The organism is Luteimonas composti, assembly GCF_042678665.1.
Classification (GTDB): domain Bacteria; phylum Pseudomonadota; class Gammaproteobacteria; order Xanthomonadales; family Xanthomonadaceae; genus Luteimonas; species Luteimonas composti.
This window is the reverse complement of record NZ_JBHTKU010000008.1, coordinates 1-2,501: the sequence shown is the minus strand read 5'-3', so window position 1 is coordinate 2,501 and position 2,501 is coordinate 1. Positions and strand designations below refer to the sequence as shown.

Below are 2,501 nucleotides of genomic sequence, written 5' to 3'. Positions count from 1 at the left end.
TCGAACCCCAAGCTCAAGTGAACGACGTGCTGGCATAGCGCAGCTGCAGAGTGTTAGGGCAAGTAGGCTCGCGAGGAAAATTCTCATGGGCGCTAACGCCTGAATTAATCCGCGCCGCGAAGCGGCGTCGGCTTGAATGAATTGTTAGAGCTGATTCTCGCCATCTGAGAACTCAAGCTGTCTTTCCCTCACATAACCTGTGAGGCCATCCGTTGTTCTTACTTGTATCCACTTTCCGCCTGTTGCTTCAGCTATGACACGTGTACCGGAAGGCAGGGTGGTAACGTTCTTCGACCTCATTCGAGGACCTGATTGAAGAACGATATGTCCACGGTCATCTCTAAGAACTGCTGCAATTGTGAACGTGTCGGCGCTTGGAGCCTTGTCAGACTGCTCGGGGTGATCAAACTGCTCACTAACGACTTCTTGGAAGGCCCTCGGCGCACGCCCTTGCTCTTCCATGGCACCTCGATCCCGATACGGCTCTTGAGGAGTCTGCATAGGCGCAGGCGGCGGCGAAGGGACTAGGCCGGCTTGTTTGTCGCCACTGTCAGTAAACCAGGAATAGGCCAAGAACCCAATGACTGCGAGAACTACGACCAAACAGCCACCGTTTTGAAGGTTCTTCGCCTCCTCTCCCGCATTTGGCCTTCCGCATCTTGGACAGGAAGCTGCGCGTTCATCTACAGGTCCATTGCAGTTTGTGCATCGAAGCATGCTTTTCCCCCTTTAAGTACAGAACAGTGTCCCCAATCAGCTCTAACACCAGAATTAAGCCGAGCCGCGAAGCGGCTTCGGCTTGAATGAATTGTTAGGGCGCACCGAGGCCATCGGCCGCCCGAGCTCTGAGCCAAATGCCCTTTGCCGCTTGATAGCACGAACCGCAGATTAGCGTGACTCCGACCTGGGGCAGTATTGACTCAGTCCAATCCCCGCCAGCAGCCACTCGGGCATCCTCGCAGTCAGCACACCAAGCGTCAGGATGTTCTCCGTGATCCTCTGAGGACCAGTGAAATCCGACTGCCTGATGGGTGTCCAAGCTCTGCAAGACGTGCTGGCACACAAACGCCTGTGGCTGCGGCCCATGAACGGAGCATTGGACAGAGTTGCGAGGAGCTTCCACGTGCGCCCTAACACCGGAATTAAGCCGACCCGCGAAGCGGGTTCGGCTTGAATGATTTGTTAGGCGCCACCGCTACGGCGCCCATGTCTCGTTTGAGGCATTTCGAGGCTGGGTCGCAACGCAAAGAACCAGACATCACAGATGACGCAGATCGCAGCTGCTACGCCCACAGCAACTTTGAAGGCGAAGGGCCAGTTCGCGAATTGGTACGCGTGTGGCAGCAGTGCGGTGAACTCGTACGGCCAGAGAGTGCCAAACAGAAGGGCAGTCCCGACGACAACGTGCAAAAGCGTCAGCCAAATTGTCTTGGCGCCTGTTGTTCCTTCAGTCATTTGAAGTCTCCATGTGACGCCTAACACCTGAGTTAAGCCGCGCCACGAAGTGGCGTCGGCTTGGACGAATTGTTAGGTGCTAGCTACGTTTCACTAGCCGCCGCACCGACTCCCAACCCCGACGCCAAAGCGATGCCTCCCACGCCATGAGCCGAGCAGCCCACTCCGGCATGCCGGCGTCCTTGGCTGCCGCAAGAGCATCGTTAGAACCGGCCTTGGAGAACGCTGCCCGATAGATGGCCACGACCAGCTTTAGCTCGATGACGAGCAGGACAGCCAGCCCGATGTACCGGGCGAAGCCAACCGTGCTGATAAGGTCGTGGTGTTGGTCCGGGACGATATGGCCGGCCACCCAGATGCCGAGGCAGCTAAGAGCGGTAGCTTTGAGCAGCGTAGTCCAGCCGCGTTTCCTGTAGCACCACCAATAGAGTGCCGGCAGCAAGATTGCCAGGTCAAAAAGGATGGCGGCCTCGAGTAGCTCGGGATCTGACCAGGAGTCGACGATCGCCAAGGCCAAGTCACCTCCAGCCACCAGAACGGCGACCGGAAGGAACCAGTGCGCCTTGAGCGCGATTTTGCTTTTCTCCACGATCATTGGGCGGTGCCTCCTAGCACCTAACGCCTGAATTAAGCCGCGCCGCGAAGCGGCGTCGGCTTGAATGAATTGTTAGGCATTGCTGCCCGGAAAGTTACCTTTGCGCCGGATGGCGATAGCCCCGCCGCACAAGAGCAGTATGCAGCCAATCGGAAAGCTTGCCGTCTGCGCCCAAGACTCCGGTTGTGTGGCATACGCAGACACTCCTTTGACCTCAACGCGATGTGTTTGTCCTGCCTCGGGGGCGGGGAAGCGCCGCTCAGGCTGGAGAAGTACCCGCTCAATATGCCAAGCGTAGATCATCATGGCCAAGCCAATTACTGCGATTGAGTAGCCGATGGCCTTCATAGCAATGCCTAACGCCTGAAATAAGCCGCGCCGCGAAGCGGCGTCGGCTTGATTGAATTGTTAGGCATCACTCTCCGGATCTGGACGGCAGCGAGCCATGAAC

At 57.3% G+C, this 2,501-nt stretch carries 2 protein-coding genes; both read right to left on the bottom strand.

Translation table 11 applies throughout. The features are described from left to right. Positions 1-144: 144 nt before the first annotated feature. A complete protein-coding gene (locus tag ACFQ2D_RS16985) occupies positions 145-300 on the bottom strand; it encodes an SH3 domain-containing protein (RefSeq protein WP_386795728.1) in 156 nt (51 codons plus the stop codon). 1,234 nt (positions 301-1,534) lie between these two features. Beyond that, positions 1,535-2,050 (bottom strand): hypothetical protein, encoded by a 516-nt coding sequence (locus tag ACFQ2D_RS16980; RefSeq protein WP_280941066.1) that lies wholly within the window; start codon positions 2,048-2,050, stop codon positions 1,535-1,537. Positions 2,051-2,501 lie beyond the last annotated feature (451 nt).